This is a genomic window from Streptomyces sp. NBC_01439 (genome assembly GCF_036227605.1).
Classification (GTDB): domain Bacteria; phylum Actinomycetota; class Actinomycetes; order Streptomycetales; family Streptomycetaceae; genus Streptomyces.
In genome coordinates this window covers 7,617,253-7,642,156 of the sequence record NZ_CP109487.1, presented here as the reverse complement: position 1 = coordinate 7,642,156, position 24,904 = coordinate 7,617,253, and the positions used below count along the sequence as shown (strand labels likewise).

Genomic DNA, 24,904 nt, shown 5'->3' with positions numbered 1-24,904 from the left:
ATGAGCCCCGGACGCCCCGGACGCCCCGGCCTTCCTCAGGCCGGGGCGTCCGCGCGCCTGCGACCCGCTACACGGCGGACTCCGGGGCGATGCGGCTGCGGACGGCCGACTGGACGTCCTCCTCCTCCGCGGGATCGGCGGCCAGGCGGCGCAGCCGGGGCGCCACGCGGGCGTCGGCCGTCTCGGCGTGGTGGGCCGCCACCTCGCGGGTGGTCTCCTCGCAGTCCCACAGGCACTCGACGGCGAAGCCCGCCGCGAAGGAGGGGTCGGTGCTGGCCAGGGCCTTGGCGGCCCGGCCGCGCAGGTGGGACGAGGCGGTCTCGCGGTAGATGTGGCGCAGCACGGGGGCCGCGCAGCCGACGGCGAGCCGGCCGGCCCCGTCCACCAGGGCGAACAGGCGCCGGGTGTCGGGGCCCGCTCCGCGCACGGTGGAGCGCAGGGCGCCCAGTACCAGGCCCGCGTCCTCGGCTCCGCCGCGGGCGGCCAGGATGGCCGCGGCGGCCTCGCCGAGCGCGTCGGGGCGGTGGACCCAGCGTCGGGCCCGTTCGACGGCCTCCGGACCGCACATGCGCTCGTAGGCGGCCACGGCGGGCTCGTCGGCGGCGGCTTCGATGAGGTCCAGCACGGCCGGGTTCTCCGGCTCGGCGAGGACCAGGTGGTGCAGGGCGGTGGCCCGGGCGGCCTCGCCATCGGCGCCGGCGGCGGCCGCGAGGATGGCGGAGCGGTCCTCGGGCTGGGCCACGGCGGCGAGGCAGCGGGCCGCGGGGACGTGCAGCGGGGTACCGCGGCGCAGTCCGTCGGCGGCCCAGTCGAAGACGGCCTGGACGCCCCAGCCGGGCCGGGGCCCGCTCGGGGTCATCTGGCGCTGCCAGCGGTCGAAGGAGCCCTGCTGACGGGCGGCGCGCAGGCGCTCCCCGTACTGGGGGGTCTCCTCCCACAGGCACCACGGGCGGGGCTCGTAGGCGTCACGGACGGCGGCGGCCAGCCGCGCCTCGCCCTCCACCGTGGCGGGGAAGCGGGCGAGGACGGCCGGGGCCAGGGACCGCAGGCCCTCGTCGTCGTCGCGCAGGGCCAGCTCGTCGAGCGCCCAGGCCCAGTTCGCCCCGGAGGCGGCGTAGCGGCGCAGCAGCATGAGCGCGTCGTCGCGGCCGTAGGAGGCCAGGTGCCCCAGGACGGACAGGGCGAGGCCCGTGCGGTGGTCCTCTTCGTCGACGAGGTCGTCGGCGCTGAAGAGGTGGGCCTCGATCTCGCCCAGCGGACCGGCGAGGTCCAGGTACAACCGGGCGTAGTACAAGGAGCGGTTCTCGACCTGCCAGTCCTGGCGCGGGTCGCGGAGCACGCACTGGTTGAGGGCCTCGAGGGCCTCCGCCCTGGGTGCCGCGAGTGCGTGCAGCGTGCCGTCGCCGCGGCCTCGCTGAAGGAGACCGAGCAGGGTACCGCTCGGTGCTATGACTGGTTCGAACATGGGAATGGCCTCAAATCAAGCTGGGGACGCAACCGGGAATCGGGATTCACAGGGCCGCGTAACAGCATGTGAGGACGTCCGCCGTCATGTTCCGCTCGATGTAGACCATTGCCTTCTCACTCTCGTCGGTGCTTCGTGACCATGGAGGCCGGGCCGGCCGGTGCACGCTTCGTGTCTCGCCCGCTTCTGCCCGTCCCCCGTGCTCGCGAATCGAATCCGACGCCATGATGACCCAGCCGGTTTGTGCGCCGCGACCACATTTATGGCCGCCGTGACCAACCTGTGAGGTCGGGACGTGTCCGGGCCCGGCCAGATCCTAGGTAAAACCGGACTACTCGGCTCCGAAAAGTTCCAGCAGGTCGGCCTTGGCGAAGATGCGCGCCGTGTCCACGGCGGAGGGGGTTCCGGCCTTCGGGTCGGCCCCACCGGCGAGCAGGGCGCGGATGACGGCCTCCTCGCCCTTGAAGACCGCACCGGCGAGCGGGGTCTGGCCGCGGTCGTTGGCGCGGTCGGCCTCGGCGCCGCGGGCCAGCAGGACCGACACGGCTCCGGCGTGGCCGTGGTAGGCGGCGAGCATGACCAGGGTGTCGCCGCGGTCGTTGGTGAGGTTCGCCGGGACCCCGGCGTCCAGGTAGGCGGTGAGCGCCTCGGTCTCGCCCTGGCGGGCGAGGTCGAAGATCTTGGTGGCCAGCTCGATGACGTCCTCGTCGGGGACGTCCTGGGAACCGGAACCCTCGGCTGCGCGCTCGCTCATGGTCCGTACCGCCTTTCACTCGTTGCTGACATGGTCCGCCCGCCCGTCACGACGTGGAAGACCCGGTCGGGGGCCGGGCGGGCAGGGGGGTGCACGGCGCTGCGTCCGTACGGGTGAATCGTCAGAGTAGCGCCCTGGCCTGCACATGTCCGGGTCGGGCCGAGGCAATGATCACCTTCGACCCCCTGCGCGCCGGGCGTGCCGACCGGACGGGGCCGGTCAAGTGAAAAACCATTGAATTCACCCATATGCACCTTTTGTCGCATTGATACTTCCTGTGAGCCTGGAAGAACTGATGGTGACTGTCCCCACCAACCGGGAGAAAACGTCATGGTCCTGTCCATCTCAGGCGTGGTCCTGCTCGGCATCATCTGCTTCCTCTTCTTCAAGAAGGACGGGATGAAGCTGACGCACGCGTTCGTCTGCGCGCTCTTCGGCTTCTTCCTCGCCGGCTCCGCCATCGCCCCGAGCATCACGGCGAGCACGGCGAGCCTCGCGAGCCTGCTCGGCGGGATCAAGCTCTAGCCCGGCCATCGCGCAGCGACACCAGCACCACCCGGAACACCGTCACACCACAACTCCAGGAGACGCCCGTGGCCCGGCGCCCACTTCCCCGCATCCTCAGCAGCGGCAGCACGTCGCTGGCCCGGGGCCGCGACCTCGCTCGCACGGTCGCCGACAGTGCCACGGACGTCCTCCATCCTCTCCTCGTGATCGGACGCGGCCTGCGCATCCTGGCCGCGGCCGGGCGGCGCCGTTGGTCCCAGACCCCCAAGGACAAGCGTGGTCCCGCGCTGTTCCTGGGAGCCGCCTGCGTCCTCGTGGTCGCACTCCTCCCCTACGGTCCCCTGCTCGCCCTGCTCACCCTCATGGCGGCGGCGGCCTGGCACGGACGCGAGCGCACCCCGACGAAGACCGGACCCAGCGATGCCGAGACCGAACGGCTCGGCTCCCTCTACGAAGCCCTCGTGCCGTACTTCTCCATCCCGGAAGACCCGAGTCCGCTCTTCGCCCACGGCGGGGACTGGGACAAGGCCTTCAGCGACTACGGGTTCGACGGGGCGGGCCGCATCACCCGGCTCCGCATCCGCTACCCGGCCTACTTCACCGACGGCGAGGCCACCTCACGGGCCCGGATCGAGGCACTGCTGCACGCCAAGTCCGGGCGGGGACGGGAGTACCTCTTCGACTGGGACGAGGAGGGCAACCAGCTCGACCTGAGGGTGCTGGAGGCGCTTCCGACGGGCATCGCCGCCCAGCCGTTCGTCACCTCCCCCGGCGAGACCGTGCTCGGCTTCACCGACGCCGGCGGCGTGCGGCGCACCCTGCCCGTCCTGGAGGACGACGAGCCCCGCGACGTGCCGCCGGTGATCTGGCGCACCGGGCCCCGCTCCGCCGAGCCCCACCTGCTGGCCGTCGGCCAGCCCGGCAGCGGCGCCTCCACCCTGCTGCGCTCCGTCGCCCTGCAGGCCCTGCGGCACGGGGGCGACGTACTGATCGTCGACGGCGGCGGCAACGGCGACTACTCCTGCCTCTCCGGCCGCAGTGGCGTCCTCGCCGTGGAATGCGGACCGGTCGGGGCACAGGCCACGCTGGAATGGGCAGCGCAGGAGACCGAACGGCGGCTCATCGCCACCCACCGGGCCCGGGAGGTCGGACGGCCCGCACCGGAGGACACCGGCCGGCCCTTGTGGATCCTGCTGGACCAGCCGAGCGTGCTGGCCCACCTCTCCGTCGCCGGCGGCGGCCCCGACCCGCTGGCCCAACTCCAGGTGCCGCTGCGGCACGGACGGCCCGCGCACGTCACCGTGGTGGTGGCCGAGCAGTTCGGGCACCTGGAACTGCTGCACGACGCGGTCTGGCAGCACACCCGGGCCCGCGTCGTCCTCGGGCCCGCCACGGTCCACCAGGTCGCCGACGTACTAGGGCTGGCGCCGCACACCACCCCGACGGCACAGGTGCCGCCGGGGCGCGGGTACGCCCGGCTCGGCACCGGGCCCGTGCACCGGCTCCAGGTGCCCGCCACCCCGGACCCGTACGACGAGGCCGCGCACCCCGCGTACCGCCAGGCCGTGCTCGAGCTACTGCCTGATCGCCTCGCGCCCGGCGGGAGCGGTGGGCGGGACCAGGGCACGCCGACCAAGCCGCTCCAGGGGCAGCCGCCGGCGCAGGGGCCGGCTCTGAACGCCCCGGAGGTGCCGGAAGTGCCGGCCGAGGCTTCGTAGGCCGGTCGTGGCGGGCTACGCCACGAACGTGCGCGGCGGCTCCGCCCCGCTGCCGCCCGCGCCCGTGCCGACCAGCCGGGCCGCCGCCGCCAGCCGGGAGGCCGCTTCCTCGGCCACCGGCCCGCCCACGGTGAACGGCAGCCGGACGTAGCCCTCGAAGGCCCCGTCCACGCCGAACCGCGGCCCCGAGGGGACCCGGACCCCGACCCGCTCCCCCACTTCGGCCAGCCGGGAGCCGGAGAGCCCGCCCGCGCGGGCCCACAGGGTCAGCCCGCCCTGCGGGACCTCGAACTCCCAGTCCGGCAACTCCCGGCGGACCGCCGCGACCAGCGCGTCGCGGTTCTCCCGGGCCTGCTCGCGGCGGATCTCGACGGCCTCCTGCCAGCCCCCGGTGCGCATCAGCCAGTTCACCGCGAGCTGCTCCAGCACCGGGGTGCCCAGGTCGGCGTAGGCGCGGGCGGCGACCAGGCTGCGGATCACGTCGGGAGCCGCGCGGACCCAGCCGATCCGCATGCCCGCCCAGAACGCCTTGCTGGCCGAGCCGACCGTGATGACCGTGCTGCCGGCCGGGTCGAAGGAGCACACCGGGCGGGGCATCGCCAGGCCCGGGTCCAGCCGGAGCTCCAGCATGGTCTCGTCGGCCACTAGGACGGTGCCGGCCGAGCGGGCGGCCTCCACCATCGCGCGGCGCTGCTCCTCGGAGGCCAGGGCCCCGGTCGGGTTGTGGAAGTCGGCGACCACGTAGGCGAGGCGGGGGGCCGAATCGCGCAGCACCTGCCGCCACACGTCCATGTCCCAGCCGCGCAGGCCGTCGGCCATGGCGACGGGCACGAGGCGGACCCCGGCGGCGCGCATCAGCTGGAGGATGTTGGCGTAGGAGGGGGACTCGACGGCGATCCGCTCCCCCCGCCCGGCGAAGAGACTGCAGATGGCGTCGATGGCACCCATCGCACCGGTGGTGACCATGATCTGCTCGGGCATCGTGGGGATGCCCTGCTCGGTGTAGCGGTCGGCGAGCATCCGGCGCAGCGCGGGCAGGCCCGCCGGGTAGTCCCCGTGGGTGTGCGCGTACGGCGGCAGCTCCTCCAGGGCGCCCTGGACCGCCTTGGTGAGCCAGGGCTCGGGGGCCGGGAGCGCGGCGCAGCCGAGGTCGATCATCGAACCGAGGGACTCGGGCGGCAGTGGTTCGAGGCCCCGGGCGGGCAGCGGGTTCCCGGCGGGTACGGAGGTCCAGCTGCCGGCACCGCGTCGGGACTCCAGGAACCCCTCGCCCCGCAGGGCCTCGTAGGCGGCGGCGACGGTGGTGCGGCTGAGGGAGAGGGCGACGGCCAGTTCCCGCTCGGCGGGCAGTCGGGCGGCGACGGGGACGCGGCCTTCGAGGACGAGCAGGCGGATGCCGTCGGCGAGGGTCCGGTAGGCGGGCGGCTTGCGAGCCCCGGGGGCGCCGGGCCGCTCCTGCTGGGAGGTGATGAGGCGGGCGAGCTGTGCGGCACCGACCGCTGAGGTCCATTCGGCCATGCTGTCCGGTCCACCTTCGTCGAATTGGCCCCGCCCGACCCCGGGCGCGGCCGGTATTGGATTGCTTCCGCCCCCACACCCTGCCACGTCGGGGTCCACCGGGACCAGGGGCGGGGGGTACGCGAACGCCCGGCGGTGGGGGCCGCACGGCTGCGGCGGCGCGCCGTTCACCGCGCAGCCACCGGGCCGCACCCTCCCCACGGGTAACAAGAGGCATACTGCCGCCGTGACGCACGTACGCCTTCGCCATCCATATCTGGACCACCCGGCTCCGATCCCCTTCGCGCACCGGGGCGGTGCCGCGGACGGGCTGGAGAACACAGCCGCCGCCTTCCGGCGGGCCGCCGAAGCGGGCTACCGGTACTTCGAGACCGATGTGCACGCCACGGTGGACGGGAAACTCGTCGCCTTCCACGACTCCACGCTGGACCGGGTCACCGACGGGCAGGGCCGGATCGCCGAACTGCCCTGGAAGAAGATCCGCGAGGCCCGGGTGGGGGGCACCGAGCCGCTGCCGCTCCTCGAGGAGCTGCTGGAGGAGTTCCCGGACGCCCGCTGGAACATCGACATCAAGGCCGAGTCGGCGCTGCACCCGCTGGTCAACCTGATCGCCCGGGCCGGGATCTGGGACCGGGTCTGCGTGAGCTCCTTCTCCGAGAGCCGGGTGGCCCGCGCCCAGAAGATCGCCGGGCCCCGGCTGGCGACCTCCTACGGCGTGCGCGGGGTGCTCGGCCTGCGGCTGCGCTCGTACGCCATTCCCGCGGCCCTGCGCGTGGGCGCGGTGGCGGCGCAGGTTCCGGAGACCCAGGCCGGCATCCGCGTGGTCGACCGCCGGTTCGTACGGACCGCGCACGAGCGGGGACTCCAGGTGCACGTCTGGACCGTGAACGAACCGGAACGTATGGAGGCGCTCCTCGACCTGGGTGTCGATGGCATCATGACCGACCGGATCGACATCTTGCGCACGGTGCTGGACCGGCGTGGGGCCTGGGCCTGACGCGCCCTTCGCCCTCCCGCCCGGGCCGGAACGCCGCTGCGGAAACGGAACCAGCGAGGGGGACACCGCATGAGTGCGGAAGAGCGCAGCAGGACCGAGGAAGCGGAACCCGGGGCGGAGGACGGCAGAGCCGCAGCCGCCCCGGCGGCGGACGCGACCGCCACGACCGCCGCGTCCGCCGAGCGCAAGCGCGAGCAGCGGGGCTGGTACTTCTACGACTTCGCCGTCTCGGTCTACTCGGCGAGCGTGCTGACCGTGTTCCTCGGGCCCTACCTGACGGCCGTGGCCAAGGCCGCCGCGGACGCCGAGGGCTTCGTGCACCCGCTGGGCATCCCGGTGCGCGCCGGGTCCTTCTTCGCCTACTCGGTCTCGGCCTCGGTGATCCTCGCCGTCCTGCTGATGCCGCTGGTGGGCGCCGTGGCCGACCGGACCGGGCGCAAGAAGCCGCTGCTGGCGGCCGCCGCGTACACGGGCGCCGCGGCGACCACCGGAATGTTCTTCCTCGGCGGTGAGCGCTACCTGCTGGGCGGTCTGCTGCTGGTCGTGGCGAACGCCGCCCTGTCCGTTTCGATGGTGCTCTACAACGCCTACCTGCCGCAGATCTCCACCCCCGACGAACGGGACACCGTCTCCTCGCGGGGCTGGGCCTTCGGCTACACCGCCGGGTCCGTGATGCTGGTGGTGAACCTGGTGCTCTACATGGGGCACGACTCCTTCGGCCTCTCCGAGGGCATGGCGATCCGGATCTGCCTGGCTTCCGCGGGCCTGTGGTGGGGGGCCTTCGCGCTGATCCCGCTGCGCCGACTGCGGGACCGGGCCGTGGTCCGGGAGCCGGGGGCGGCTCCGGCCGTCAGCGGTTGGAAGCAACTCGTCGCCACCCTGAAGGACATGCGGCGCTACCCGCTGACCCTGTCGTTCCTGCTGGCGTACCTGATCTACAACGACGGCGTGCAGACCGTGATCTCCCAGGCCTCCATCTACGGCTCGGAGGAGCTGGAGCTGGAGCAGTCCACCCTCATCGGGGCGGTGCTGCTGGTACAGGTCCTGGCGGTCGGCGGCGCGCTGGGCATGGGCCGCCTCGCCCGGACCTACGGAGCCAAGCGGACGATCCTCGGCTCGCTGGCCGCGTGGGCGGTGACCCTGGGGGTCGGCTACTTCCTGCCGGCCCGGACCCCGGTCTGGTTCTTCGCGCTCGCCGCGATGATCGGGCTGGTACTGGGAGGCAGCCAGGCGCTGTCGCGCTCCCTGTTCTCGCACCTGGTACCGGCGGGCAAGGAGGCCGAGTACTTCTCGGCGTACGAGATGAGCGACCGGGGCCTCAGCTGGGTGGGGCCGCTGGTGTTCGGCCTGACGTACCAGCTCACGGGCAGCTACCGGGACGCGATCATCTCTCTGGTGGTCTTCTTCGCACTGGGATTCGTGCTCCTGGCGCGAGTGCCGCTGCGGCGCGCGGTGGAGGCGGCAGGCAATCCTGTACCGGAGCGGATCTGAGCCCGGGTCCGCGAGCGCGCTCCGCCCGGATCTACGAACGAATTCCGAACGAATTTAGACGTTGAAGCAAAGGGGCGGTAGTGTACGCCTTTGACCTGCCAGGCGGACCGTTACTGCGCGCTCAAGAAGCGTGGACGTTGGGTGACATCTGCTGCCAGATGTGACAAAACGGGCACTGGTGGGTACAACAAGGGGCGGCACGACGGGCGACGCACGACCCGGAGCGGGAATCTATACCGCCGACCGGACGTTGACCGGATGACGACGACAGCGACACCTGTCCTGTGGGCGACAAGCCCGGGAGGCACGATTCATGAGTGAGCGAGCTCTCCGCGGTACGCGCCTCGTGGTTACCAGCTACGAGACGGACCGCGGCATCGATCTGGCCCCGCGCCAGGCGGTGGAGTACGCATGCCAGAACGGACATCGATTTGAGATGCCGTTCTCGGTTGAGGCAGAAATTCCGCCGGAGTGGGAGTGCAAGGCGTGCGGCGCCATGGCACTCCTGGTGGACGGGGATGGGCCCGAAGAGAAGAAGGGCAAGCCCGCGCGAACGCACTGGGACATGCTCATGGAGCGACGCACCCGCGAGGAGCTCGAGGAAGTGCTGGCCGAGAGGCTTGCAGTCCTGCGTTCCGGCGCCATGAACATTGCCGTGCATCCGCGGGACAGCCGCAAGTCCGCCTGACAGCCGGACGGATGCACAAAGCCGAGGGGCCCCGCCACATGCTGTGTGGCGGGGCCCCTCGGCTTGTCCGTTTGCTCGGCGTTACTCGGCGGCTTGTCCCCTTACGGGACCCTTTCCCCTGTTACGGGGCCAGCGGCGGGCGGTACGCGGCGTCCGGGCCGTCCTGCCGGCCGGGCCGCTCCTCGCGGATGACCTCGCCCTGGACGACCTTGCCGTCGGGGTAGTGGATACGGGCCTGCTGGAAGGCGTCACCGAAGCTGCCGGCCGGGGCGGAGGCCATCTTCCGCTCCAGCGAACGGGCCGCCCTGCGGCCGATCCAGGCCCGGACGGGCGGCAGCAGCAGGACCAGACCCGCCACGTCGGAGATCAGACCCGGCAGCATCAGGAGCAGGCCCGCCAGCATCGTGAGGCCGTTGCCCTGGCCGGGCTGCTGCGGAGCCGGCTGCTGCCCCTGCTGGGCCTGCTGGAAGGTGCTCGCCAGGTTCTTGAAGGCACGCCGCCCGGCCCGCTTGATGACCACCGCGCCCAGGACGATGCCGCCCGCGAGCAGCGCGGCCACGGCGAGCCCGCCGGCCACGTCCGCGACCACGGTGAGCAGCCAGATCTCCAGGATCAGCCAGGCGGCGATCGCCAGGGGGAGGAAGGTACGGGCGGGCGAGCGCCGCCGGGGGGCCGTGGAAATGCCGGTCGTCATACCATCCAGTGTGCCTGGAGCCGCATAAAAGCGGCCTCAGCCGGAGGTACCGGACATCCCCTAGGGGTGCCCGGGTCCGGCCGGCCCGTCAGGCTCCGCTTCCCGGCTTGCCGGTCTGCGTGCCGCTGCCCGTACCACTGCCCGTACCGCTGTCCGTAGCGCTGTCCTTGCCCAGCAGCTTGGAGGCCTGGGCCTTGATGCCCCACTGGGTGACCCGCCACAGGGCCTCGACCAGGATGTCCTTGCTCATCTTGCTGTCGCCGAACTCGCGCTCGACGAACGTGATCGGGACCTCCACCACGCGGAAGCCCTTCTGCACGGCCCTGCGCGCCAGGTCGACCTGGAAGCAGTAGCCCGCCGAGGCCACCTCGTCCAGCCCCAGCCCCTCCAGGGTCTCCCGGCGGAAGGCCCGGTAGCCGCCGGTCACGTCCCGCATCGGGAGGTTCAGCATCAGCCGGGAGTACGTCGAACCGCCGCGCGAGATGAACTCACGGCTCTTGGGCCAGTTCACCACCCGTCCGCCCGGCACCCAGCGGGAGCCCAGGACCAGGTCCGCGCCGGCCAGCGCGGTCAGCAGGCGGGGCAGCTCCTCGGGCTGGTGGGAGCCGTCGGCGTCCATTTCGACGATCACCCCGTACCCCTGCTCCAGGGCCCAGACGAAGCCCGCCAGGTAGGCTGCGCCCAGCCCCTCCTTGCCCTTGCGGTGCAGCACGTGGACGTGGTCGTCGCCCGCCGCCAGCTCGTCGGCGAGCTTGCCGGTGCCGTCCGGGCTGTTGTCGTCCGCGACGAGGATGTGGGCCTCGGGCACGGCCGCGCGCACACGCCCGACGATCAGCCCGATGTTCTCCGCCTCGTTGTAGGTCGGAATGATCACCAAGGCTGTACCGAGCGGTCCGTAGGTCCGCTGTCCGCCGTCGCTCACTGAGTCCCCTTTTGTGCTCGTGCACGTCCTGTACGTCTGGTCGCAGAGGATGACTTTAGAACAGTGGCCGGGGCCCGCGGTCCTTCGGGCCGGTCAGACACCCGCTGGCTGCGGGCCGCCGTGACCGTTGTCTACTGGACCGCGGACCCCGACCCGGGCCACCGCCGCCCGGCGAAACCTTCCCTCGCCCCCGAGGCGCGGGCGCGCTGCGCAGACGGAGTCGTCCGGCACGGATTTCCTAGTGGTGGACCCGGCCGAACCTATCCGGGTCCGACCGCCCGTACCGAACCGAGGCCGACCGGATCACCCCTGTGGGCGTACGAATACCTCCCGCCCGCCGACGACGGTGGCGAGGCACACCGGCAGCGTCGATCCGGGGGTCAGGTCGGGCAGTCCGGGGGTGCCCGAGCGGGGGTCGGTGGACCAGCGGGCGACCCGGTCGTCGGGGGCCTGGACGACCAGGTCACCCGTCTGCCAGACCGCGTAGTCGGCCGGGGCGCCGGGAACGAGGACGCCCGCGTCGTCGCGGCCCAGCGCCCGCCAGCCGCCCCGCGTGTGGGCGGTGAAGGCGGCCCGTACGGAGATCCGGTGCTCGGGGGTCCGGTGGAAGGCGGCCGCTCGGACGGTGCCCCACGGGTCGAGCGGGGTGACGGGCGCGTCCGAGCCGAAGGCCAGCGGGACGCCGGCCTTGAGCATGGCCGCGTACGGGTTGAGGGTGCGGGCCCGCCCGGCACCGAGCCGGTCCGCGTACATCCCGTCCTCGCCGCCCCAGGCCGCGTCGAACGCGGGCTGCACCGAGGCGGTCAGCCCCAGCTCCGCGAAGGCCGCGATGGTGGCGGGGGTCATCATCTCCGCGTGCTCCACCCGGTGGCGGGCGGCGCGGACCCGGGCCAGCCCGACCTTCTCGGCGGCCGCCCGGACGCCCTCGACGACGGCGGTGATCGCAGCGTCCCCGATGGCGTGGAATCCGGCCTGGAGACCCTCTTCGGTACAGGCGGCCACGTGCTCGGCGACGGCGTGCACGTCGAGGTATTCGGTGCCGGTGTGCGGGGCGTCCGCGTACGGGGCGTGCAGACAGGCCGTGTGCGAGCCGAGGGCACCGTCCACGAACAGGTCCCCGGCGGCTCCGACCGCCCCGAGCTCCTTGGCCAGTCCGAGGTCCCGGTCGGCCCAGTACCCGAAGACGCGCGGCCCCGGCCGCTCGGCAGCCAGGGCCAGCAGACCGGTGAAGTCCTCGGCGGAGGAGATCTCGGGCCCGCCGCACTCGTGGACGGAACCGATGCCGAGGGAGGCGGCCCGGTCGAGTGCGGCCCGCTGCGCCTCGGCGCGCTGGGCGGGGGTGACGGCGGCCAGCGCGGCCCGCCGCACGGCGTGGTGGTCGTCACCGGTCAGCGGCCGGTCGTCGTCGGGCCGTACCCCCGGGACGAGGGCGAGCAGGGCGGTGGTGACCACGGCCGAGTGCACGTCGACGCGGCTGAGGTAGAGCGGGCGGCCGCCGGTGGCCTCGTCCAGCTCGACGCGGTGCGGGGCCCGGCGCTCGGGCCAGCGGGCGGCGTCCCAGCCGTGCCCGAGGAGCACCCGGTCGGCCGGGCGGCTCGCCGCGTGGGCGCGTACGAGGTCCAGCGCGGCGGACAGCGTGCGCGCCCCGGTGAGGTCCAGCCCGGTGAGGGCCAGGCCCGCTGAGGTGGTGTGGACGTGGGCGTCGGTGAACGCCGGCGTGACGAGCGCGCCGCCGAGGTCGACGACCTCGTCCACGCCCTGCGCGAAGGCGTCGGCGGCGCCCTCAGAGCCGACCCAGGCGACGCGGCCGCGCTCGACGACCATCGCGGTGGCGAAGGGGTCGGCGGGGCTGTGCACCTCGCCCCCACGGAGGAGGACGGTCCTGGTCGGTGCTCCGGCGGCGTCGGCGGAGTGGGCGGTGCGGTCAGTCATGCCGACCAGTGTCCCGCGTCGCCCACTCCGGCCCGACCACCGGGTCCCCGCTCGGGCGCGGGTCAGACGCGGGGCGGGCGCGCCTCGTAGGGGGTGGACAGGACGACCGTCGTGCGCGTCGAGACGTGGGCGAGGGCGCGCAGCCGACCCAGGAGGTCTTCCAGCTCCAGCGGGGTGGCGACGCGCACCTTCAGGATGTAGTTCTCGTCGCCCGCGACGCTGTGGCAGGCCTCGATCTCGGGAACGCCGGCCAGCCGGTCGGCGATGTCGTCCGGGGCGCTCGGGTCGAAGGGCTTGACCGAGATGAACGCGGTCAGCGGCAGGCCGACGGCCTCCGGATCGACCACGGCCGCATAGCCTCGGATGACCCCGCGCTGCTCCAGACGTCGTACTCGCTGATGGACTGCCGACGTCGACAGTCCCGTGGCCTTGCCCAGATCCGTGTAGCTCATCCGCCCGTCCCGCACGAGCAGATCAACGATCTGGCGGTCCAGCTCCTCCATTGCGCTCATAGCCGCTCAACTTACGGCCCAAGGGCGCTCCAGGCCCAGTGCTGTCCGCCCACTGGAGGCATCTGCAGCAGGCATGTGACCAAGGCCACAGGGGTATGCAGGTGGAGGCCTGTCTGTTGTGGTTACTCGTGACGCTCGACGGGAATTGGTTGCTGTGGCCGAGGCCGAAGAACCTGCCCGCCCGGCCCACCCAAGGGGGAGTACATCCATGCTGAACACCAAGCGCGCCGGTCGCACCGAACCGGAGCCCCTGGAACCGCTCGATTCCGAGGACGGTACGTACCCGGACGACGGCGGGGACGGCGATTACCTCGACGAGATCGAGAGGTTCGAGATCCACCACGCGATCTGCCCCGACTGCGGCCAGTCGATCGCCCTCGTCGCGGACGAGGAGTTCCTCCCGCAGCACGCCCTCTGCCTGACCCCCTGGAACCCCTTCGGCCTCACCGTGTGCGCGGGCACCGGCCGGCCCGCGAGCGACGCCCTGCCCACCGTCGGCATGATCCAGCCGGTGGAGGCTCAGGAGCGCGAATCCGTCGTCCTGTCGACCCTGCCCCAGGGGCTGGACTGGCGGACCCAGCCCTTCTCCCACGTCGGCGGTCCGGGCTCGCGCCCGATCCGCGTGGTGAGCCCCGTGCTGCCGCGGCCGCAGGCGCAGACGCGGCAGCAGCACGCGCAGGCGGCCTGACGGCCGCTCCGCCCGCCTACCAGTACGTCCCCTGCACCATGGCGGCCAGGCTGGCGTGGTGCAGGATCAAGCCGTCCGGGTCCGCCGGAACCTCCGCCTCCCCGAAGTGGGCCTGCCGGTAGGCGATGCGCAGCATCACGATCGCGTGCCGCAGGGCCGCGTAGAGGGTGTGGAACTCCATGTCCCGCGGGGTGTGGCCGGTGAGCTCGGCGTACCGGCGCTCCAGGTCCTCGCGGCGCAGGAATTCCGGCAGGCCGGGCTGGCCGGAGCCGACCGTGAGGTCCTGGAAGAACCGGTGCAGGTAGACGATCCAGCCGAGGTCCACCTCGCGCGGGGCGTACGCCGCCATTTCCCAGTCCAGTACGGCCACCGGCGTGAAGCCGTCGTAGACGACGTTGCCGATGCGGGCGTCGCCCCAGTTCAGGACGGCGGGGCCCTCGTCCCGCGGCCACAGCTCCTCCAGGCGGGCGAACGCCCGCTCGATGAGCGGGGACGGCGCGAGACCGCCCACCACCCATTCGTAGTAGGCGCGTTGGGCGTCCACGTGCCGGCGCAGCGGCGTGCCCTCACCGTCGGGGAGGAGGAACTCGGCCTCCTTGGCGGGGAACTGGTCGTGCAGTCGGGCGAGCAGCGAGATGCTCGCCTCCTGGAGGGCGGCGCGCTCGGCGTCGGTGGCGGCGTGCAGCCAGTTGCCCTCGTAGGTGTAGGGCATGACGTCGGGCGGGACCCGGCCCTCCGCACGGGCCATCACGAAGAACGGCGCACCCAGCGGCACCGGGTCCTCCTCCAGCCACTGCACGCGCGGGACGGGCAGGTCCGTGTGCCGGGCGACCAGGCTCATCACGCGGTGCTGGCGCGGCATGTCGTACGTCGGGAAGACGGTGTAGGCGGCCGGGTCGGCGGCGAGCCGCAGCGCGCAGGCGCGCAGCGGGGTGTCGGGGTGCTCTATGTCGAAGAGCAGGGTCTCGCTGGACATCCCGTTGGACCCGGGGACCGAGACGCCCGTGACCCGCGCGCCGGGGAGCCTGGTGTCCAACCAGGCGGCGAGGCGGCGGGCGAGCTCCTCGGGCTCCCGGGTGGAGGTGCGCGGTCGTGGCGCGGTGGCCATGGTGGATCCCCTTTCCTACTGGGCGACGGAGGAGTGGTCGGCGAAACCGCTCGGGTCGTGGCGCCCGAAGCTGCCGTGTTCGAAGATGCCGTGGCCGATCCGCCCGTCGAGGGTGAAGCGGGCCGAGTGGTCGGTCACTCCGAAGGCGGCCATCGGGTGGGCCGCGGGGTCGGAGAGGTCGTAGACGCGGCGGTCGCTCCAGCCGCGGCCCTGCCAGGTGCCGTGCTGCCAGTCAGCGGCGGGCGGGTATCCGGCGCCGACGGCGAGCGGGGACGAGTTGAGGATCTCCACGCCCAGTTCGAGGGGCTTGCGGGAGGGGTCGGTGAGGTGGACGACGGCCCGCTCGGGGTGCCGACTGCCGGGCCGGTAGCGGATCTCGGTGTGCGGCCAGCCGAGTTGGACGTCGTGGCGTCCGCGGTCCTCCGGGAAGACCTGCACGGCCTCGTTCAGGGTGCGGTGGCCGTCGGCGTCCTCCTGGGCGATGACCATGACGAAGCGGTCCTCGAAGCGGACCGGGATCCACAGCCAGTGGAAGCCCTCGGGGCGGTACTCGTCGGCCGCGCGCCCCCCTTCCTCCCCGGGGATCGGCCGCACGCCCCAACTCCGGTCGCGGGTGCCGGTCCACTCCCCCGGCGTGAGGATGAGCTCCTCCCCCTTGGCCCGGATGGTTCCGGTGACCTGGCCGGCCTGCACGAAGCGGCGGCCTTCGAGCATGAGGCGGTCGCCGCGCCGCTGGACGTGGTGCGGCTCCCAGACGGCGGGGAACTCGGCGGTCCAGGTGATGTCGTACGAGAGCCCGTGCGGGTCCGCCGGATCGGCGGCGCAGCGCAGCGTGAGCCGCTTGAGCGGTACGTCGACGGTGATGGACAGAGGTCCCACCGAGAGGTTCGTCCGGTCGTCACCGAGGGCGTCGGAGGCCCGGACGGCGAGCAGCTCGTCGCCGATGCGGAGGGTGGCGTAGGCGTCGATGACCCCTGCGTTGGGGTAGACGCCGAGGCCGAGTATCAGGACGGCGCGGCCGGCGTGGTCGAAGACGTGGAAGATGCACCGGTCGTAGGCGTTGCGGTCACCGCTGACGACGTGCTTCATCGACAAGGGCGCCTGGTGGATCGGGTATTCGTCGAGCGCGACGGGCCGGTCGGCGGGCATGGCGAACCTCCTGGACGGGCGGCTTCGAAACGGCTGGGAGTACGTGGAGCGGCGGCTCGAGCAAATATGACGGTACGTCAGAAACAAGCCCCGGGGCCACCCTTCTGGCACGCTCTGACAGACCGGCGCGATATGCCGGGAGCTCCCGGTGGGGTGAGGTGGGGGGCGGGGGCTTCGGGGGCGGGAAGTCTGTCGGGCGGGGTCGGGTGGCACGGTGGTGGCTTCGGTGGGCGGGGGTCACCCGGCCGGATACTCGGTGCTCCTGACGGACGACCCGGCCGTGCAACGGCTGTCGGACCTACCGAAGGCGAGGCGGTTGGCCTTCTTGTCCGACATGGATCGGCTGGGGGAAGCGGTCGAGCGAGCCTGCAGGCGTCTGGACCCGGCCTTCCGCCGGGTGAACCTGGAGATCCTCGGCAACACCGACGGCTTCTTGCACGCGCACGTGTGGCCGCGTTTCGAATGGGAGCCGGCCGATCTCGTGGGCATGCCCGTCTGGCTGTATCCGCGCGAGAGGTGGAGCGACAGCACGTTCGCACTCGGTCCGCACCATGACGCACTGCGCGGAGCGATCGGCGCGGAGCTGGACCAGCTGTCAGACGCCCGTTGAGGGTGCGGGTCCGCCGACCGGAGGTCGACGGACCCGTTGATCGGTGACGGTCAGCGGCCGACGCCGAAAGCGCCGTCCGGCCGCCACACCACCCCCCGCCGCGCCGCCCCCGCCCCGCACCCGGCGACGCCTCGAACGGATGGGCGCACCTCGGGGGCGATTACCCGGCCCTTCGGTTCTGCGTTGGCGAGGTATGACCATGCTTCAGTCTTCAACGGGCCGAAGGCGTCGACTGGTGGCGCCGGGATTCGAAGAATCGGTTCAGCGGCCGCGTGAGCAGGCCCCGCAGGCATCGCAGGTGACGGATCCGCCGATCTACCTGGACCTGCTGACGCGGTGGGCGGATGCCGGCCGGACGTTGCCCGGCCGGCGCGACCCGGAGTGGTCGCGGCTCACGTCCTCCCCGGTCTGGCCCACGACCAGCAGCGGGCTGTACTGACCGCGGTCAGCGCGTCTCCGGGCCCGCCAGGTGGCGGGCGATGACCATGCGCTGGATCTGATTGGTGCCCTCCACGATCTGGAGCACCTTCGCCTCCCGCATCAGCCGTTCGACGGGGAAGTCCGCCGTGTAGCCGTACCCGCCGAGGACCTGCACCGCGTCCGTGGTGACGGCCATCGCCGCGTCCGTGCAGAACAGCTTGGCCATGGCCGCCTGGCGGGAGAACGGCTTGCCGGCGTCGCGCAGCCGCGCCGCCGCGAGGTAGAGCGCCCGACCGGCCTCGATCTTGGTGGCCATGTCGGCCAGCATGAAGCGCAGCCCCTGGAAGTCCGCGATCGGGTGCCCGAACTGCTTGCGGTCCAGTGCGTACGTCAGGGCCTCGTCCAGTGCGGCCTGGGCGACGCCGATGGCGCAGGCGGCGATGCCCAGGCGCCCGGCGTCCAGTGCGGCCAGGGCGATGCTGAAGCCCTGCCCCTCCTCGCCGATGCGGCGGGCGTCGGGGACCCGTACGCCGTCGAAGTGCAGCTGGGCGGTGGGCGAGCCCTTCATGCCCATCTTCTTCTCGGGCACGGCCGCGGTCAGGCCCTCCGCGTCCCCGGGGACCAGGAAGGCCGTGATGCCCTTGGGCCCCTCGACGCCGGTGCGCGCGAGGACGGTGTAGAAGTCGGCGACCCCGCCGTGGGTGATCCAGGCCTTGGTGCCGGTGATGATCCAGTCGTCGCCGTCCCGTACCGCCTTGGTGGTGAGCGAGGCGGCGTCGGAGCCGGCGGCCGGCTCGGAGAGGCAGTAGGCGCCGAGCAGGCCGCCGCCGAGCATCGCGGGGAGGTGCGCGCTCTGCTGCTCCTTGGTGCCGTAGCCGCCGAGGCCGTGGCAGGCCAGGGAGTGCACGCTGACGCCGAGGCCGACGGTCAGGCGGGCCGCGGCCAGCTCCTCGAGGACCTGGAGGTAGACCTCGTACGGCTGCTCGCCGCCGCCGAATTCACCGGGGTAGGGAAGGCCGAGCAGGCCTGCCTCGGAGAGCAGGGTGAAGACCTCCCGCGGGAACCGGCCGGAGTCTTCCTCCTCGGCCGCCTTGGGACGGATCTCCCGCTGCGCGATCTCGCGTACGAGGGCGAGGAGGTCCCGGGACTCCTCGGTGGGCAGCTGTCGGTCCACCGGCTGCGGGGCGCGGTCAGTCATGGCGGCGCTCTCCTCCCTGGTCGGGCACGGCGGCGACGCGTGAGGTGTGGGACGCGCCACCGGGTCTCGGTAATTCCACAGCCGATGCTGCCCTCCCGGGTCACGGAAGGGGCTGTTCAGAGGCTGCGGCGGCTTGAGTATGCCCGATCAGGGGCTTCCCGTCACCGGGGCAAGATCACCGAGCGGATCGAACGGCTCTTCGTGGCCGGGAGGTGCCGGACACTCCGGGACGAACTCCTCGATCACCTCCAGTGTCGCGCGTAGCTGGCGCACCAGCAGGGCCCCGAGCTCGGTGCGATCGGGCTGGTCAGGGGCGCCGAGTGCCCCGATCCAGTCCAGGGTGGCTCCTTCGACCCCGGAGAGCCAGCCCACGAGGGCGAGGCGGGCGATCGGCGGGAGGGTGCGGCGTCCGTACGCGGCTTCGGCGATGGTGGCGACGAGCTCCTCGCGGACGGTGTCGCGGATGGCCAGGACCTCGGCGTCGGATCCGACGCCGCCGGTGACGATGGTGCGGTAGGCGGCGCGGTGGTGCTCGGCGTAGTGCAGGTAGCCGTCGACGGTGCGACGGACGCGCTCCGCGCCGGGGAGGTCGGTGTCGCCGCCGGCCCGGGCGATGAGCTCGGCCACGGAGTCCTCGACGATGGCGAGGTAGTAGCCGCGCTTGCTGTCGAAGTAGTAGTAGATCAACCCCTTGGCGGCGCCCGCGTGTTTGGCGATGTCGTCCATGGAGAGCGCGTCGTACGAAGTGTCTGCGAACAACTTGCGTCCGGTGGCTATGAGTTCGGCCCTGCGCGCCTGCGATCGGCCCGTCGTTCCCCGCTGTTGACCACTACTCAAATTCAGCCCTAGCCTCGAACCGCCACAGGACGCCCACCTTAGGACAGACCTGTGCGCCGAGCTCTTTTCGCACTTCCTGTGCATCGGACGGCCTTCCGCGGGCCGCTGCCCGAGCACTGCGGCGCGGCCGATCACGCCGCCGCTCGTCTTCGTGACCCGGGTCGACGCCGGGCAGGCGCCCGTGATCTCGGGCGCGATCGTCACGGGCGCGCTGCGACCGGCGGCCTCGTGATCCCGGACCGGGAGGGGGTCAGAGCCAGCCGATCTGGGTGACGAACATGGCGACGACGACCACGAGGGTCCAGCCGAGCACGTGCTCCAGCCAGGTGGAGTCGTCCTTGGGACCCCCGGTCCGGACGAGGTCCCGGGGAGCGGCGATGGGGGCGGCGCTGTCGGCAGTCATGGCGTCCAATGTGCCAGTGTTCGCGGCTTTCGCGGTAGGGACGTCACGGGTGGCATGCATCACGCAAACACTGACATACACCGACAGGGTCGCGGGCGAAGAGATGGGCGGGGGGAGACGGGCTGGGAGATGGACGGGGCCGATCGGGGTCGGGTCCCGGCGGCAGACGGCCGGGCCCCGACCTCGTCGATCGGGACCCGGCGCGTGCATTCATCGGGCGCTCCCTCCGGCGCCCCCGTCAGGCGCGGGACTCGCGGTCGCGGCTCGCCATGCCCGCCATCGCGAGGCCAAGGCACAGGGCGACACCTCCGGCGATCACGTTGCTGACCACCGTTCGCGTCGTGTCCATCTCACCGGCGATGGCCCACGGGGCGATGATCGTCCACGCGCCGAGGGCGACCGCCGTCCACGCCATCGCGTGGGTGCGCTCGTAGGCGGAGCCCAGACCGCTCATGCACAGGCAGAAGGCCAGGCCGGCGATCAGGTTGTTGATGGCCAGCGGGGTGAGGCCGCTGAACCCCACGATCCACGGCGAGGCGGCCAGGTACAGGCCGGTGATCAGGGCCAGCGCTTCGACGGCCTGCGCCCGGGGAGTGGTGGTCACCCGCTCGAACCGAGTGCGCATCTCGGCGAGATCGGGGTGGTGCTCGATGCTGGGATGGGTGGTCATGGCCGGCCGCCTCCTACCGAGAAGCCTTTATGTGCCATTTACCCCATCATGTTCCGCCTATCCATGGCCCTTGGTCAACGGGCAAATTCGCGCCTTCCTCACAACACCCCCACCGCCCGCAGCGCCCGGAACTGCGCCCGGCTCAGGCGGGCCGGCGCATAGAGGTAGCAGATGCCGCCCGAGCCCGAGGTGACCTTGCCGGATACCCCCGTGCGCTTCGTACGGAGCCAGATGTTCTCCCACTCGGCACGCTTGTAGACGCGGCGCACGGCGGGGTTGTCCCGCGAGTTGGGGTCGTTCGCGATCACGTCGCCGGCGGCGGTGAAACCGATGACGGTCATCAGGTGGCCGGCGGTGCCGTAGCCCGCGCCCGTGAGTTCGTCGGGGCGGAAGGATTGGGAGGTGATGGCCGGGATGCCGGACCGGACGAGGGTTTCCAGGTCGGTCAGGGAGGTGAGGCGGGTGACGACTCCGGCCAGCCCGCGGTAGGTGGCGGCGTAGGCGGCGTTGAAGGGCCAGTTGCCGCAGCCCTTGTAGGCGGCGTCGTAGGTGGAGCGGGCCGCGTGGCAGATCTGCGGGTCGGAGTACTTCGGGTCGACCCAGGTCAGGTCGGAGGGGGCGGTCCTGCCGCCCCAGTACTCGATGATCATCTGCGAGGAGGTGGGGCTGCACCAGGCCTCGCCGCCGTTGTCGTACTCGGGGTACCGGCCGGCGTGGACCTCCTGCGAGTAGCGCGGGACCTCCAGCTCGTGGGCCGTGCGGGAGGGGACAGAGGCCGGGACGGTGAAGCGGTCCGGGACGTCGGAGACCATGGCTCCCGCGAGCCGCACGGTGGGACCGCGCTCGGCGCCGGGCCTGCGGTACAGGGTGAGGCGCAGCTGCCAGGCCGCGATCCGCAGGCCGGCGGTGGCGGCCGGGGGGTCGAGGGCGAGGGTGTCGGTCCAGACGGTGGACCTGCCGTCGCTCTGGCCGTCCACCGAGGTGCGGCGGATGTCTGCGTCGCCGGAGGCCCAGCGGCCCATCACGTACCAGGGGGTGGCGGTGCCGTCGGTGTAGGTGCCGCGCAGTTCGATCTGGATCCAGGTCCCGGCCGGGGTGCGGGCGTTCCAGGAGGCGATGGCCTCGGTGGCGGGCACGGTGGAGCGGTGCACGGGGGAGGTCCAGGTGGCGTACTCCCAGGTGCTCTTGCGGCCGGTGTGCGGGTCGGCGTACTCGGTGCGGCCGACAGCCGTTGCGATCTCCAGGCCGGGGCGGGCGCCGCCGACGGCTGTGGTGCCCTGGTGGGTGCCCGCGAGCCAGTGGCCGTAGGAGTACCAGAAGCGGTTGTCGACGGTGGGGCCCGGGGCCCGCGGGGCGGGAGGAACGTCAGGGGTGGGAGGAGCGGGAGGGGCCGCCGAGGCGCTGCCGCCGGAGACGGTGGCGGCGGTGGCCGCGGTGGCGACCGCGAGCGCGGCGACGAGTACGGTCCTGCGCGGCGTGGATTCGGTCATCGCGTGTTCCCCCAGGGCGGGTCGGCGGTTCGGCAGCTCTCCAGTGGCGTCCGGCATCACCCTTGCAGTTCCCGGCCGCGGCGGCCCGAAGCCACGGGCCGTGTCGGGCCTGTCTACGCTGGTCGGGTGGAGCCACACCAGTCACTTGAGTCACTCGCCCGGGAGCTCGCCGCCCTGCCGCCCTCCCTCGGCCCGGTGCGCCTGATCGGGATCGACGGGCACGCCGGGTCCGGGAAGAGCACCTTCGCGGGGCGGCTCGCCGAGGCGCTGGGAGCGCCCGTGCTGCACCTGGACGACGTGGCCACCCACGAGGAGCTGTTCGACTGGCAGGAGCGGTTGCGCACGCAGGTGCTGGAGCCGCTCGCCGCCGGGCGGCCCGCTCACTGGGCCCCGTACGACTGGGTGGAGCGCCGGTTCGGTCCGGAGCGGGTGCTGGAGCCGGCGCCGGTGCTCCTGGTCGAGGGGGTCGGCGCGGGGCGGGCAGCGCTGCGGCCGCGGCTGGCGCGGCTGCTGTGGATGGAAACGCCGCGCGAGCAGTCCTGGCAGCGGGGCCGAAACCGGGACGGGCGCGAACTTTCCGACTTCTGGGACGGATGGGAGCGCGCGGAGCGCGCGCACTTCTCCCACGACCCTTCGCGCCCCTTCGCCGACACCCTGGTACGCCAGAGCGGTACGGGATACGAGTGGTCTTCCGGGGCCCGTGCGACCGCAGGAGCCTCCACTTCCGTCACCGGGAGTAACGAACTCCCCCGGGCCTGAACGGCCTCGGAAGTCCGCCCCGCCGGGCCCTCGCCGACCCGCTTGACCTGGGTACCGCGACGGCCTTACGTTCTCAATGCGCGGCCATACAGGCTGCCGCGGACACGAAGCCCCCGATTGTTCCCCCGTGATCGGGGGCTTCGTTCTGCCGACGAACGCCCTCCACGACGGCGTCACACCCGGCCGATCCGCCCCGATCCTTCACCCTGAGTCACCATTCACCCCAGGGGCGCACGCCGGAACCGGGCCCGTCGCGCCCTACGTAAGGTGCGTCACCGCAGGTACGATGCAGCCCTGATTTCATCGGCGCAGTGGGCAACTCATGTGCTCGTCACGGAGGTTGCCGCGCACCACGGGGGCAGGCTTGTGGGGGACGTGATGGATTTCGGCACGCCGGGCAGCATGCACGCCCCGGCCGAACTGGCCTGGCTGCGCGGGGTCGACGCCTGCACCGTGGGCGCCTATCCGCAGGCCGAGGAAGAGTTCCGGGCGGCGGTACGGCTCGACCCCTCCATGGCGGACGCATGGCTGGGCCTGCACGCGCTCCGGGTCGACACCGGCAACGCGTTACTCCGCATGTACGCCCACCGGGACCGGTTCGGCGAGCAGCGCGCCCGGCACCGTCGGACGCTCAACTCCTGGTACTGGCTGGGCTGGTGGGTGCAGCCGGTGCTGGAGAGCCGGCGCGATCTGCTCCTCGCCCATGCCTCGCACTGGCTGGACGGCCGCCACGTGCCCGAACTGGACCAGGCCCTGGCCGCGCTGCCGCCGGTGGACACCGACGCGCAGGTGCGGTTCCTGCACGCGTGCCGGGCCTATCTGGTCAAGGACTGGGAGCAGCTGGTCCGGCACACCGAGCCGCTGGTCAACGATCCGCTGCTGGGCATCGAGGCCGGGCTGTTCGGCGGGATGGCGCGGGTCCGGCTGGAGATGTACGGGCAGGCGGAGCCGATGCTGGCGGCGGCGCTGATGCGGTGCCGCAGCGAGCAGCCCCAGCGCAAGGAGTTGCGGTACTGGCTGGCCCGGGCGCGGGAGGGAACCGGGCGCAGTGCGGCGGCGCTGCCGCTGTACCGGGCGGTGCACCGGGTGGACCCCTCGTTCATGGACACGGCGGCCCGGCTGACGGCCATCGAGGACGGTGACGACACCGACGGCGTGGCCGATCTGGCGGGCCTGGCGGGGTACGCCGCGTACGGGGGCTACAGCGGGCACGGCCCGTCCCCGGCGGGCGGGGACTTCGCGGCGGTCGCGCTGGGCGGCGGGCCCGTCCAGGACATCGCGGCGGACGGTCAGGTGGAGCCCGATCCGCTGGGTCCGCCCGCTCCCCCGGCGGGACGCGTGGAGGGTGCGCGGCGCAAGGCGCCGGTGCCGCCACGGGGCACGCCCGAGGGGCTGCCGGCCGGGCCGGCGGACCCGGCGGCGCTCGCCGAGGCGCTGGCGGAGCTGGAGCGGATGGTGGGCCTGGAGCCGGTCAAGCGGCAGGTGAAGGCCCTCTCGGCACAGCTTCACATGGCGCGGCTCCGGGCGGGTCAGGGGCTGCCGGTGCAGCCGCCGAAGCGGCACTTCGTGTTCTCCGGGCCCTCCGGTACGGGCAAGACGACCGTGGCCCGGATCCTGGGCCGGGTGTTCTACGCGCTGGGGCTGCTCGGCGGTGACCATCTGGTGGAGGCCCAGCGGGCCGACCTCGTGGGCGAGTTCCTGGGGCAGACGGCGGTGAAGGCGAACGAGCTGATCGATTCGGCGATCGGCGGGGTGCTGTTCGTGGACGAGGCCTATTCGCTGTCCAACTCGGGCTACAGCAAGGGCGACGCGTACGGCGACGAGGCCCTGCAGGTGCTCCTGAAGCGGGCCGAGGACAACCGGGACCACCTGGTGGTGATACTGGCGGGCTATCCGGCCGGGATGGACCGGCTGCTGGCCGCCAATCCGGGGCTGTCCTCGCGGTTCACCACCCGGGTGGACTTCCCCAGCTACCGGCCGCTGGAACTGACCGCGATCGGCGGGGTGCTGGCCGACGCGAACGGGGACCACTGGGACGAGGAGGCGCTGGAGGAGCTGCGCAGCATCAGCGCGCACGTGGTGGAACAGGGCTGGATCGACGAGCTCGGCAACGGCCGCTTCCTGCGGACCCTGTACGAGAAGAGCTGCGCGTACCGGGACCTGCGGCTGGCCGGCTTCGCAGGTGAGCCGTCGCGGGACGACCTGGCGACGCTGCGGCTGCCCGACCTGATGCAGGCGTACGGGGAGGTGCTGTCGGGCCGCGGCCCCCAGGAACGGCCGGAGCCCCCGGCCTTCTGAGGATGTCGCGCGGCGGACGGGTGCTGCCGTTCGGGCAGCGGCCCCCGCACGGGTCGGGCCGTTGTGGATCGCGGAC

At 72.6% G+C, this 24,904-nt stretch carries 24 protein-coding genes; 10 read left to right on the top strand and 14 right to left on the bottom strand.

Annotated features, from left to right (window positions below):
- Positions 1 to 67 precede the first annotated feature (67 nt).
- Positions 68 to 1,465, bottom strand: coding sequence for a HEAT repeat domain-containing protein (locus OG207_RS34880; protein ID WP_329104210.1), 1,398 nt, complete (start codon positions 1,463 to 1,465; stop codon positions 68 to 70).
- 331 nt (positions 1,466 to 1,796) lie between these two features.
- Positions 1,797 to 2,219: an ankyrin repeat domain-containing protein gene (locus OG207_RS34875; protein ID WP_329104208.1), complete on the bottom strand. Its 423-nt coding sequence runs from the start codon at positions 2,217 to 2,219 to the stop codon at positions 1,797 to 1,799.
- 330 nt (positions 2,220 to 2,549) lie between these two features.
- On the opposite strand from OG207_RS34875, the gene OG207_RS34870 reads away from it, so the two are divergent.
- Both OG207_RS34870 and OG207_RS34865 read left to right on the top strand, forming a co-directional pair.
- The gene (locus tag OG207_RS34870; RefSeq protein ID WP_007262923.1) at positions 2,550 to 2,744 is read left to right on the top strand and encodes a hypothetical protein; all 195 of its coding nucleotides are present in this window, start codon (positions 2,550 to 2,552) and stop codon (positions 2,742 to 2,744) included.
- A 68-nt stretch (positions 2,745 to 2,812) separates the two neighbouring features.
- Positions 2,813 to 4,444, top strand: coding sequence for a hypothetical protein (locus OG207_RS34865; protein WP_329104206.1), 1,632 nt, complete (start codon positions 2,813 to 2,815; stop codon positions 4,442 to 4,444).
- A gap of 15 nt (positions 4,445 to 4,459) precedes the next feature.
- Here the strand turns inward: OG207_RS34865 and OG207_RS34860 are convergent, their stop codons facing one another.
- A complete protein-coding gene (locus tag OG207_RS34860; protein ID WP_329104204.1) occupies positions 4,460 to 5,962 on the bottom strand; it encodes an SCO1417 family MocR-like transcription factor in 1,503 nt (500 codons plus the stop codon).
- 226 nt (positions 5,963 to 6,188) lie between these two features.
- On the opposite strand from OG207_RS34860, the gene OG207_RS34855 reads away from it, so the two are divergent.
- From OG207_RS34855 to OG207_RS34845, 3 genes are all read left to right on the top strand, one after another.
- Complete coding sequence (locus tag OG207_RS34855) at positions 6,189 to 6,959, top strand: glycerophosphodiester phosphodiesterase (protein ID WP_329104203.1); 771 nt, start codon at positions 6,189 to 6,191, stop codon at positions 6,957 to 6,959.
- Between the two features lie 69 nt (positions 6,960 to 7,028).
- The gene (locus tag OG207_RS34850; RefSeq protein WP_329104200.1) at positions 7,029 to 8,450 is read left to right on the top strand and encodes an MFS transporter; all 1,422 of its coding nucleotides are present in this window, start codon (positions 7,029 to 7,031) and stop codon (positions 8,448 to 8,450) included.
- A 313-nt stretch (positions 8,451 to 8,763) separates the two neighbouring features.
- The gene (locus tag OG207_RS34845; protein ID WP_007262928.1) at positions 8,764 to 9,138 is read left to right on the top strand and encodes an RNA polymerase-binding protein RbpA; all 375 of its coding nucleotides are present in this window, start codon (positions 8,764 to 8,766) and stop codon (positions 9,136 to 9,138) included.
- Positions 9,139 to 9,259: 121 nt separating this feature from the next.
- Here OG207_RS34845 and fxsA read toward each other — a convergent pair whose 3' ends face one another.
- The 4 genes from fxsA to OG207_RS34825 all read right to left on the bottom strand — a co-directional run bounded on the left by fxsA (position 9,260) and on the right by OG207_RS34825 (position 13,189).
- Positions 9,260 to 9,832: an FxsA family membrane protein gene (fxsA, locus tag OG207_RS34840; protein WP_329104197.1), complete on the bottom strand. Its 573-nt coding sequence runs from the start codon at positions 9,830 to 9,832 to the stop codon at positions 9,260 to 9,262.
- Between the two features lie 88 nt (positions 9,833 to 9,920).
- Positions 9,921 to 10,754 carry a polyprenol monophosphomannose synthase gene (locus OG207_RS34835; RefSeq protein ID WP_329104195.1) on the bottom strand — a complete coding sequence of 278 codons (834 nt, stop codon included), beginning with the start codon at positions 10,752 to 10,754 and terminating at the stop codon, positions 9,921 to 9,923.
- Positions 10,755 to 11,057: 303 nt separating this feature from the next.
- Positions 11,058 to 12,686 carry an amidohydrolase gene (locus tag OG207_RS34830; RefSeq protein ID WP_329104193.1) on the bottom strand — a complete coding sequence of 543 codons (1,629 nt, stop codon included), beginning with the start codon at positions 12,684 to 12,686 and terminating at the stop codon, positions 11,058 to 11,060.
- A gap of 62 nt (positions 12,687 to 12,748) precedes the next feature.
- Positions 12,749 to 13,189 carry an Lrp/AsnC family transcriptional regulator gene (locus tag OG207_RS34825; protein ID WP_030011705.1) on the bottom strand — a complete coding sequence of 147 codons (441 nt, stop codon included), beginning with the start codon at positions 13,187 to 13,189 and terminating at the stop codon, positions 12,749 to 12,751.
- Positions 13,190 to 13,406: 217 nt separating this feature from the next.
- Between OG207_RS34825 and OG207_RS34820 the strand changes: the two genes are divergently transcribed.
- Entirely contained in the window at positions 13,407 to 13,886 is a 480-nt protein-coding gene (locus OG207_RS34820; RefSeq protein WP_329104191.1) for a hypothetical protein, read from the top strand.
- Between the two features lie 16 nt (positions 13,887 to 13,902).
- Here the strand turns inward: OG207_RS34820 and OG207_RS34815 are convergent, their stop codons facing one another.
- Both OG207_RS34815 and OG207_RS34810 read right to left on the bottom strand, forming a co-directional pair.
- Positions 13,903 to 14,994, bottom strand: a complete 1,092-nt coding sequence (locus OG207_RS34815; RefSeq protein ID WP_329104189.1) for a phosphotransferase family protein — start codon at positions 14,992 to 14,994, stop codon at positions 13,903 to 13,905.
- 15 nt (positions 14,995 to 15,009) lie between these two features.
- The gene (locus OG207_RS34810) at positions 15,010 to 16,143 is read right to left on the bottom strand and encodes a hypothetical protein (RefSeq protein WP_329104186.1); all 1,134 of its coding nucleotides are present in this window, start codon (positions 16,141 to 16,143) and stop codon (positions 15,010 to 15,012) included.
- Positions 16,144 to 16,357: 214 nt separating this feature from the next.
- Between OG207_RS34810 and OG207_RS34805 the strand changes: the two genes are divergently transcribed.
- Positions 16,358 to 16,753 carry a diadenosine tetraphosphate hydrolase gene (locus OG207_RS34805; protein ID WP_402696814.1) on the top strand — a complete coding sequence of 132 codons (396 nt, stop codon included), beginning with the start codon at positions 16,358 to 16,360 and terminating at the stop codon, positions 16,751 to 16,753.
- Between the two features lie 298 nt (positions 16,754 to 17,051).
- Positions 17,052 to 17,192 carry a hypothetical protein gene (locus tag OG207_RS34800; RefSeq protein ID WP_329104184.1) on the top strand — a complete coding sequence of 47 codons (141 nt, stop codon included), beginning with the start codon at positions 17,052 to 17,054 and terminating at the stop codon, positions 17,190 to 17,192.
- Positions 17,193 to 17,198: 6 nt separating this feature from the next.
- On the opposite strand, the gene OG207_RS34795 is transcribed toward OG207_RS34800, so the two are convergent.
- From OG207_RS34795 to OG207_RS34775, 5 genes are all read right to left on the bottom strand, one after another.
- Positions 17,199 to 18,371 (bottom strand): acyl-CoA dehydrogenase family protein, encoded by a 1,173-nt coding sequence (locus tag OG207_RS34795; RefSeq protein ID WP_329104182.1) that lies wholly within the window; start codon positions 18,369 to 18,371, stop codon positions 17,199 to 17,201.
- 147 nt (positions 18,372 to 18,518) lie between these two features.
- Positions 18,519 to 19,208: a TetR/AcrR family transcriptional regulator gene (locus tag OG207_RS34790; protein WP_402696817.1), complete on the bottom strand. Its 690-nt coding sequence runs from the start codon at positions 19,206 to 19,208 to the stop codon at positions 18,519 to 18,521.
- Between the two features lie 250 nt (positions 19,209 to 19,458).
- On the bottom strand, positions 19,459 to 19,611 hold the full coding sequence (locus OG207_RS34785; protein ID WP_329104181.1) for an SCO1431 family membrane protein: 153 nt from the start codon (positions 19,609 to 19,611) through the stop codon (positions 19,459 to 19,461).
- Positions 19,612 to 19,849: 238 nt separating this feature from the next.
- Complete coding sequence (locus OG207_RS34780) at positions 19,850 to 20,281, bottom strand: SPW repeat protein (RefSeq protein ID WP_030010692.1); 432 nt, start codon at positions 20,279 to 20,281, stop codon at positions 19,850 to 19,852.
- A 98-nt stretch (positions 20,282 to 20,379) separates the two neighbouring features.
- Positions 20,380 to 21,771: a peptidase C39 family protein gene (locus OG207_RS34775; protein WP_329104178.1), complete on the bottom strand. Its 1,392-nt coding sequence runs from the start codon at positions 21,769 to 21,771 to the stop codon at positions 20,380 to 20,382.
- A gap of 126 nt (positions 21,772 to 21,897) precedes the next feature.
- Between OG207_RS34775 and OG207_RS34770 the strand changes: the two genes are divergently transcribed.
- Both OG207_RS34770 and OG207_RS34765 read left to right on the top strand, forming a co-directional pair.
- Positions 21,898 to 22,530: a uridine kinase family protein gene (locus OG207_RS34770; RefSeq protein WP_329104177.1), complete on the top strand. Its 633-nt coding sequence runs from the start codon at positions 21,898 to 21,900 to the stop codon at positions 22,528 to 22,530.
- A gap of 378 nt (positions 22,531 to 22,908) precedes the next feature.
- Positions 22,909 to 24,828, top strand: a complete 1,920-nt coding sequence (locus OG207_RS34765) for an AAA family ATPase (protein ID WP_329104175.1) — start codon at positions 22,909 to 22,911, stop codon at positions 24,826 to 24,828.
- The last annotated feature ends 76 nt before the right edge of the window (positions 24,829 to 24,904 follow it).